A 6,779-nucleotide genomic window follows, 5' to 3' on the forward strand; every position below is an offset into this window, starting at 1 on the left:
AATAGAAGATGTTGTAACTGATGAATATGTTGAAATTCTAATAGCCTTACAAATCCTATATAAACAGCGTAATGAATATCGTCTAAGAGTCTGAAAACTTTAACATCATCTTCTTTTACGTAAATCCATTTACACTCTAATGAAACCTTCCATCCATTCTTCTCCAAAAATGCGGGCGTAAGAGGGATAGGAACAATATCCTTAACCCAAGCACAGCAGTCACCTGAGAGATAGCCTTTATCTCCTAATTCCGCACCTTCGATGTTCTCTAAACAGACAACACCTTTCAGAACCGTTCCATCGTCCAACTCCAAAGTCTTTGTTGGGTCTGATGATGTTACTCTGTAAACGACATCTTTAGCTGTACCTAGTGGTACTCCGTTTGTCATTACCAAATCACCTGGTATATAACATAATTTATCCATACGCTTTACTTCTTATTATTCATTATATAAGCCATATCGTGTACTTTGTGACACATTTGACAAACATCTTCAAGACTTCTTGTGTCCCAATCACAATATAATCTTCCATAACTCTCGGTTATTACTACAACCTGTCTGTCACGAAGGATTCGCCATATCATTTTCAACTTCTGTTTCATACGCTTTACTTTTTACACTAAGTTCTTTCTAGCCCAAGCTTCTGCCTTTGGCTTAGTCTTGAACTGCTTATCTTCAACCTCTTGCCAAGTTCCATCAGGTGTACTTCTATGCTCGATAAGAAACAAACCCTTCTCTATCTTGACTATTCTATATTCTTTCTGTGCCATACGCTTTACTTTTTACGATGATTATACTTTTTGATAGCATCTTTCTTAGAAGCTGCCATAATCTTAATACCCTTGATGGTGAACTCATGCTGTGCTTTTGGCTGACACTTCTGTTTATCAGAAGGAATATTGCCACTTGGTGCGTCAAGTCTGGGACTTGAATACCCGAAAATATCATCTTGTGCATAAGCAGCGGTTGCAGCCATTATCAATGCTGCTCTCATTAAATTACCAACCATACGCTTTACTCCTTAACTTCTTTGAAGATTATACTCTTTTTGTCGGAACGTTCACATCTTAAACATGCAAAATCAAAATCAGCACGTTTAAAACACTCTCCTGATGTACTAAAGAAACATCCTTTGCAGCCACCTTTGCGTTCAACAGCTTCAAGAGTAATGGTTACTTTTTCGCCTACTTTAAGCTCTTTCATTCTTTGCCTTTTACAATATTGTACACTTGTTTTAACTCATTTGTTGTTAAGCGTTTGAAATCAAAAGAACTGATAGTGTAGATGAGAGTCTTACGAAGATTCTCTTCTTTAACATCTGATATATCCTTTTCTGCAGGAACAGATATTTTTCTAACATTCCATCTATCACTACCGCATTGCCAGCCCGAATCTCTTCTAAATCTAGCGTTATTAACAACAATTTGAGTCTTTGTTACTTTATCAATTTTGGCGATACATCTGCGATACCTACCTACAACTAGCACATCATCGCCAGCAATCAAATCTTTAAGTTCTTTCATTGTCATTTTCTTTGATTTCTTTATAAATAAATTCTTTTCTACAAGGAATAGATATGTCTAAGGTGCAACCATCTTTATTAAAGCAACACCCAACGCAATCCCCTTGCTCGGCATCAACTACATCGTACTTCTTGCCTTTTTCAAATCCTGCCATATCTAAAACGCAATTTGAAAATCCTTACCTTTCAAAGTAGGTCTCTTTTGGAAGACGAACTTCTCTAAATCTTCAAAGTCTATCGGGAAGAGCGCACAATATTTATACTTTAATGTGCAGATGAATCTTCCGTTTAGCATAATATCAAATACAAATGTTTTCATTGATTGCCTCCTTCCTTTGGGAGCAAATCATCAATATAAAGCCATTGAGTAATTTGAAGACATCTGGCTATAGCTTTCCAACTACAATCTATGTATTCTGTTCCGAATCCATTATTGTTAGTGGTTTTAAACATGATGTAACTATGACGCTTTGGCTCTTCACTAGAAGGATGCCACAAGTCCTTCAAAAATTCTTCTTGCATCCACTTAGCACCTAGTCCAATAGCTTCTTTGATGTCCTCTTTGTCGAACATTTCCATATTATCTTCATCTTCGAAGGCTTCTACCATTTCACCGCAGCCAAGGAATTTATCCTCGTAGATTTCTTCCTTTGCAGTTTCTATTTTCTTATCGTCTATCATATTTTTAAGTTTTATAATGACCTCCACAACCAGTATTGTGCTGGGGCTAAGAAGGTATATGGGCATAAAGCCTTAACTTACTTTCGCTCATTCTGTGTCGTGGAAGTTATGTTTTATTTAGATTTTTTTGTACCTAAAAGATGCTCGTTGCCTTTATAAGGAATACACTCTGCGTATATTTCGCCTCCTACTGCATGATAGAAGTCACGTTGTTCACCACTTAATGATACACGATGTTCTGTATAAGCATATTGGCACAATTCCCACCCTCTATTGTTGTATTTCCCTATGTATTTCATCAAACACAAGTCCATAGGCTTAAACTCATACTTGGGCTTCAAATCAACAATCTGTTTCTTCTCAGCATCCCAGTGTTTTCCTTCCTTTGCTAGAGCCTCAAAGAGTTGCTGCTTCTCAGAGTCAGTAGCCAGGCGGAGGCTATAATGAACTTTTGTATTACCATATTCATCTAAAGTATATTTATCGTCAGCATTATAGAAAGCATAGTAAAAAGCTCTTTCGTCTCCATCTTTATATTCACTTCTTAAGATGAAAATACAATTTGCAAAACATCTACCTTTAATTCCTTTCATAAACACAATATCCCCATCCTTGAACTCATGCTGATGTTTCTCAACCTCCAAAGTGGTGAGGTTTAGCTTACCACCATTATCCTCCTCAATATCGCGGATATATTGCCTGATGCACGCCTCATTTGTAATCTTGCACCAATCCTCTACTTCGAAGGTAGTACCTCTACTCTTAGGGGTTACAAACTTTGCATCAAATCTAGTATAATCGTCATTTGCCCACTTATCGAAGATGCATAATGCGCCAAAAGCACAAGCTAGCACATCGCCCTTCTTCCAAGCGAACTTGCGCCAATCACGCATTGATTTGCTAGGATAGATGCACAAAACTCCTTCCTCGCATAATTTACCGCCTTTATCGAACCATGGTTCTTTATTATGATGCTTAACTTGAAAAGCATCACATGCATCAGTAACGACATATAACGTAACTTCCCCAAACATATCAGTCCAGAGTTTCGTACCTTCTGGCTTATCCTTTAGGATTTCCGCTACATTAATATTTGTCTCCATATTCTTCCTGCAATTTTTTGATTTCACTTACGAAAAGATTGACGTTGATGTCGCAATCTATCACTTCCTGGTGGTGCTTGACGGCATCTTCTATCAGATGTGTGCATGATTCGGTGAAGCCGCAAATGTGATCGCCCTCTATGGTGTAGAGATAGCGGTTCGTGTTGTAGTAGGCACACTGGCAGAGCTTGATGCCATTTTGTGATAACACCTCTCTGACTTCGGCATTGTTAATGCGAAGCACTACCAGCTTGCTTTTTGAGGCGTAGTACTTGCGATATTTGATGCGGTCGTAGGCTATGACTGCGATAGCCAACAACCATAAGATAGCTGTTACGATAGCTATGTCTGTCTGTAATGTATTCATAAGTTTGTTACGTTTTAATTATTTCTGTTCTTTACGTCTGTCTTGGCGATAGAACTTCCGTTCTGCCATCTTTCGCTCTTCTTCGGTCTTGTAGAGCACCTGATTAACATCATGCTGACTCATATCTACCGACTGAATGCGATGGGTGGCAGGATCCAGACCGTTCTTCTCGCAATAGACCTTCCAGCCTTCCAAGCCAAGAGGCTTCTTCGCTTCTTCGGCTGCCTTTCTGATTTCCTCTGCCCTTCTGCGCTCATCGTCCTGCCTTCCACGCTCTGCAAGCATATCCTGCTCGTATTTGTTGAGTGCTTCGATAATATCCTGCGGATTGATGGTCGTGTTGTTATCATCGTGCTTGTGCTGGAACAGCTTGCCGTACTTTCCATCCATGATGGTGACAAAGGCATAGTCCAGTTCGGTGGTGGTCCAATAGTGATACTTGGCACAGATTCTTGCGGCAAGCATCTGAACCTGATATTCCGTAACGATGTCGAAGACTCCAAGGAAGGTGAAAAGTTCTATCAGTTTGCCCTTGACCCAGCCTACAAGACTAGGCAATCCTCTCTGCATGCGGACGGAAAGCAAAGTCGTGCTGCTCTTGGTGCAGGCATCAGCGAAGGAAGTAGGGCGAATATAGCCCGGCTTATCCTTGATAATCGGCACCAAGGATTCTTGCTGCCTTTGCTGCAAGATTGTTTGCTCTCTGTTGCTCATTGCTCTGTACTGGATAAATTTCATCCTCCCATCTTGCTCCATTCAGATAAGTGAGAGGGTGCATTCTATATTGTTTTCTGGAACCATCTGATACGGAACCTGGAATCATGGTGTTCTCTACATAGGCAGGAACAGCTCTCATGCAGGCGACCTTCTCTTTCGGCTTTAGCTTATTCCACTTCTCTTCTGCTTTCTTGCGTCCCTTCTTGTAGGCATAGGCATCCCAAAAGTCTTGGAAGGTCGGAGTAATGACACTTGCTAACGGTGGTAACGTTTCATGCAAATCCACTGTCTCGAACTCGTCCACTTTCGGGAACATCGACTTCTCCTTGTAATACTTGCCGGTTGCCATGAATCTTGCGCCATTCACGAACGCATCACGCATGGCTTCGTTGTCGGGGGAATAGTTATTAGCCTCGGCAATGACTTCCTTTAATGTTTTCATAAGCTTGTAGTTTTTATGAGTTATACCCACCCCTTGTTGGAGTCTATATCCATCTGGCAATACTTCTTTGCCAGCTCATCATCCTGCTCGGGAAGCGGAAAGCCTATGCAGTTGGCATAGTCGGCAACGTTTCTGATTACCGATGAGGCTTCTGCGGTATCGAGGAAACCAAGGGGCTTGAACTTTGGGTTGCCCTTGGAATCATATTCACCAGTCATAAAGATGTGAGGGGCTACATTCTTCTGAATCTCACTGAGAGTCTGGTAGAACGTCTGCCCTATCTGTCCGGATAGATACGTGATGATGAAGTTGAGATAAGCCTTCTGCTGGTCGGTGGCTATAGGATGAAACTTCTTGATTTCCAAACTATAGCCTGCTGACTTAGCCTTCTCTATCTCCTTCAATGCAGCCATATAGCTGCGAGGGTCATTTAAATTCTTGAATACTGCCATATCAAATAAGATTGATGATTTCTCCACTCTTGGCATAGTACGTTGGTACGCCTATTACCTGTTGGAACTTGTTTACTGCTATGATTGGATTGAGGTGTCGGGCGGAACCATGAATGAGGATGATTTGGTGGGCTGACTGCTCTGCCTTGCAATCCTGCAACCACGAAACGGCATGTTCGAGACTCATGTGGGATAAGCGAACACGATCAGCCTGACTTCGTGGGGTCTTGCCTTCTGCCACTGCCTTGTCTAGGAGTTCATCCGAATAGTTACACTCTGTAAGATAGGTATTGCAACCTTGGATAACGAAATGCAGATTGTAGCAATCCGTGGCAAAGAAGATGGTGCCGATTTCCTTATGATGAATCAGATAGCCGTAATTTGGTGCATCCTCATCATGCTTTACAAAAAAAGGTGTGGCACTAAATTCACCAAAACAATGAGTACACTCGCAACCTAAAGTTCTTACGCAATTAGGGAAATGTTGCGATACGTTGGCGTTGGAATAAACTACAATTCCAGCCTTGTCATATTCCTTGATATACTTGGCATGGTCTGAATGCCGATGAGAACACAAGCATGCCTCTACCTTGCTCGTCTTGTACCCGATAGCTCTCTTCACCTCTTTCAAGGGTATGCCTGCTTCAATCAGCAGGATTTCTCCCGAATCTGATTGAAGGGCATACGAATTACCTTTTGATGATGAACCGATAATGATTAGCTTCATACTACGACAAGTTAAGGCTAATAGCAGTACGTCTCTTAAAATCAAGATTCATATCTGCCATACGATACTCCAGAGCTTCAAGGTAGGTAGTCATGCCTACAGACTGCTTCACCATTAGCTTATACTGGTACTCGCCAACTTTCTGCAAGAAACCTTCCTTCTTCAAGGCAGCGTTCAACTTGCTTAAACGCTCTACTAGCTCATCGTGCTCTTCGCACATTCTTTTCTGAAAATCTTCCATATTATTAATCTTTTTTCGGTTTAATACCCCAAGCAATACATCCAAATCTAACATCTGTGTCAATATTTGAACCATCAAACACAATCTCGTCTCCTCCAATAGACGTTAGGGTAATACCTATAGGCAATGCAGGATAGAGATATAGCGGAATCAAACGAAGTCCAAGAGTATTTTTCTCGTTAGCAACCTTTTTATCAAATTCATCCTCTGTAAGATGCCCCTTCTCATATTCAGACTGAATAAGAGAAATCTCTTCTTCAACATCTTCTTCGGATTGCCAACTTCCAAAATGCAAAGCCTTACACTGACTTTCCGTAAGAGCATTCCAATCAATATCTTTCTTAAACTGTTCTTGAACTTTTTGCCAAGCATCATTGAGACTTTCCTTTTTATATTCTTCATCCCAATGATATACTTGTATACTTGCAATTCGGTTTGCAAGCCATTTTAAGGCATTGTTAACCTTTTCTTCTAATGAAATTTGTTTCATATTATTAATCAATAGTTCGTTAAAATTTGAGATAA

Annotated in this window: 15 protein-coding genes; all 15 read right to left on the reverse strand. The window is 40.6% G+C overall.

Annotated elements, in window-relative coordinates; all coding sequences use genetic code 11:
- On the reverse strand, positions 1–425 hold a 425-nt coding region (locus tag DW657_RS16300; protein ID WP_147381984.1), incomplete at its 3' end, for a hypothetical protein.
- Between the two features lie 191 nt (positions 426–616).
- Complete coding sequence (locus tag DW657_RS18010) at positions 617–772, reverse strand: hypothetical protein (protein WP_158577415.1); 156 nt, start codon at positions 770–772, stop codon at positions 617–619.
- A gap of 5 nt (positions 773–777) precedes the next feature.
- Complete coding sequence (locus DW657_RS16305) at positions 778–1,011, reverse strand: hypothetical protein (protein ID WP_118313450.1); 234 nt, start codon at positions 1,009–1,011, stop codon at positions 778–780.
- Positions 1,012–1,016: 5 nt separating this feature from the next.
- The gene (locus tag DW657_RS16310; protein ID WP_118313451.1) at positions 1,017–1,205 is read right to left on the reverse strand and encodes a hypothetical protein; all 189 of its coding nucleotides are present in this window, start codon (positions 1,203–1,205) and stop codon (positions 1,017–1,019) included.
- Positions 1,202–1,525 carry a hypothetical protein gene (locus DW657_RS16315; RefSeq protein WP_147381985.1) on the reverse strand — a complete coding sequence of 108 codons (324 nt, stop codon included), beginning with the start codon at positions 1,523–1,525 and terminating at the stop codon, positions 1,202–1,204. The genes DW657_RS16310 and DW657_RS16315 overlap by 4 nt, the downstream gene beginning before the upstream one ends.
- Positions 1,512–1,679: a hypothetical protein gene (locus DW657_RS18015; protein WP_158577416.1), complete on the reverse strand. Its 168-nt coding sequence runs from the start codon at positions 1,677–1,679 to the stop codon at positions 1,512–1,514. The genes DW657_RS16315 and DW657_RS18015 overlap by 14 nt, the downstream gene beginning before the upstream one ends.
- 160 nt (positions 1,680–1,839) lie before the next feature.
- A complete protein-coding gene (locus DW657_RS16320) occupies positions 1,840–2,205 on the reverse strand; it encodes a hypothetical protein (protein ID WP_147381986.1) in 366 nt (121 codons plus the stop codon).
- A gap of 113 nt (positions 2,206–2,318) precedes the next feature.
- Positions 2,319–3,308 carry a hypothetical protein gene (locus DW657_RS16325; RefSeq protein ID WP_118313454.1) on the reverse strand — a complete coding sequence of 330 codons (990 nt, stop codon included), beginning with the start codon at positions 3,306–3,308 and terminating at the stop codon, positions 2,319–2,321.
- The gene (locus DW657_RS16330) at positions 3,292–3,675 is read right to left on the reverse strand and encodes a hypothetical protein (protein ID WP_118313455.1); all 384 of its coding nucleotides are present in this window, start codon (positions 3,673–3,675) and stop codon (positions 3,292–3,294) included. The genes DW657_RS16325 and DW657_RS16330 overlap by 17 nt, the downstream gene beginning before the upstream one ends.
- 18 nt (positions 3,676–3,693) lie before the next feature.
- Positions 3,694–4,389, reverse strand: a complete 696-nt coding sequence (locus tag DW657_RS16335; protein WP_158577417.1) for a hypothetical protein — start codon at positions 4,387–4,389, stop codon at positions 3,694–3,696.
- Positions 4,319–4,834, reverse strand: coding sequence for a hypothetical protein (locus DW657_RS16340; protein WP_118313457.1), 516 nt, complete (start codon positions 4,832–4,834; stop codon positions 4,319–4,321). The genes DW657_RS16335 and DW657_RS16340 overlap by 71 nt, the downstream gene beginning before the upstream one ends.
- A 20-nt stretch (positions 4,835–4,854) precedes the next feature.
- Positions 4,855–5,286, reverse strand: coding sequence for a hypothetical protein (locus DW657_RS16345; protein WP_118313458.1), 432 nt, complete (start codon positions 5,284–5,286; stop codon positions 4,855–4,857).
- A 1-nt stretch (position 5,287) separates the two neighbouring features.
- Entirely contained in the window at positions 5,288–6,013 is a 726-nt protein-coding gene (locus DW657_RS16350) for an MBL fold metallo-hydrolase (RefSeq protein ID WP_118313459.1), read from the reverse strand.
- A gap of 1 nt (position 6,014) precedes the next feature.
- The gene (locus DW657_RS16355) at positions 6,015–6,254 is read right to left on the reverse strand and encodes a hypothetical protein (RefSeq protein WP_118313460.1); all 240 of its coding nucleotides are present in this window, start codon (positions 6,252–6,254) and stop codon (positions 6,015–6,017) included.
- Positions 6,255–6,258: 4 nt separating this feature from the next.
- The coding region (locus DW657_RS16360; RefSeq protein WP_233547197.1) for a hypothetical protein at positions 6,259–6,779 on the reverse strand (521 nt) is incomplete at its 5' end.

This window comes from Prevotella sp. AM23-5 (assembly GCF_003473645.1).
In the GTDB taxonomy this organism is placed as follows: Bacteria; Bacteroidota; Bacteroidia; order Bacteroidales; family Bacteroidaceae; genus Prevotella; species Prevotella copri_A.

Excerpts from the sequence above, each read along its gene's own strand:
- DW657_RS18010 (WP_158577415.1), bottom strand. The coding sequence starts at position 772 with ATGGCACAGAAAGAATATAGAATAGTCAAGATAGAGAAGGGTTTGTTT.
- DW657_RS16305 (WP_118313450.1), bottom strand. The coding sequence starts at position 1,011 with ATGGTTGGTAATTTAATGAGAGCAGCATTGATAATGGCTGCAACCGCT.
- DW657_RS16310 (WP_118313451.1), bottom strand. The coding sequence starts at position 1,205 with ATGAAAGAGCTTAAAGTAGGCGAAAAAGTAACCATTACTCTTGAAGCT.
- DW657_RS16315 (WP_147381985.1), bottom strand. The coding sequence starts at position 1,525 with ATGAAAGAACTTAAAGATTTGATTGCTGGCGATGATGTGCTAGTTGTA.
- DW657_RS18015 (WP_158577416.1), bottom strand. The coding sequence starts at position 1,679 with ATGGCAGGATTTGAAAAAGGCAAGAAGTACGATGTAGTTGATGCCGAG.
- DW657_RS16320 (WP_147381986.1), bottom strand. The coding sequence starts at position 2,205 with ATGATAGACGATAAGAAAATAGAAACTGCAAAGGAAGAAATCTACGAG.
- DW657_RS16325 (WP_118313454.1), bottom strand. The coding sequence starts at position 3,308 with ATGGAGACAAATATTAATGTAGCGGAAATCCTAAAGGATAAGCCAGAA.
- DW657_RS16330 (WP_118313455.1), bottom strand. The coding sequence starts at position 3,675 with ATGAATACATTACAGACAGACATAGCTATCGTAACAGCTATCTTATGG.
- DW657_RS16335 (WP_158577417.1), bottom strand. The coding sequence starts at position 4,389 with ATGAGCAACAGAGAGCAAACAATCTTGCAGCAAAGGCAGCAAGAATCC.
- DW657_RS16340 (WP_118313457.1), bottom strand. The coding sequence starts at position 4,834 with ATGAAAACATTAAAGGAAGTCATTGCCGAGGCTAATAACTATTCCCCC.
- DW657_RS16345 (WP_118313458.1), bottom strand. The coding sequence starts at position 5,286 with ATGGCAGTATTCAAGAATTTAAATGACCCTCGCAGCTATATGGCTGCA.
- DW657_RS16350 (WP_118313459.1), bottom strand. The coding sequence starts at position 6,013 with ATGAAGCTAATCATTATCGGTTCATCATCAAAAGGTAATTCGTATGCC.
- DW657_RS16355 (WP_118313460.1), bottom strand. The coding sequence starts at position 6,254 with ATGGAAGATTTTCAGAAAAGAATGTGCGAAGAGCACGATGAGCTAGTA.